The organism is Brevibacterium sp. LAARM3_SD1 (genome assembly GCF_057364765.1).
Window position 1 is genome coordinate 1 of sequence record NZ_JBNFOL010000078.1, and the last position, 241, is coordinate 241.

Sequence of the window (241 nt, forward strand, 5' to 3'; positions counted from 1 at the left end):
GTTCCACCCTTGAGCTCCCAACACCAACACGTGCGGCCGGTTCGTTGGGGTTCTTAATGTGTGCTCCTTAGAAAGGAGGTGATCCAGCCGCACCTTCCGGTACGGCTACCTTGTTACGACTAGTCCCAATCACCAGTCCCACCTTAGACGGCCCCCTCCACAAGGGTTGGGACACCGGCTTCGGGTGTTACCGACTTTCGTGACTTGACGGGCGGTGTGTACAAGGCCCGGGAACGTATTC

The 241-nt window shown here is 58.1% G+C and carries 1 rRNA gene; it reads right to left on the reverse strand.

From position 1 onward, the window contains the following. Positions 1 to 71: 71 nt before the first annotated feature. A 16S ribosomal RNA gene (locus AC2W7L_RS18515) occupies positions 72 to 241 on the reverse strand; the annotation flags it as partial.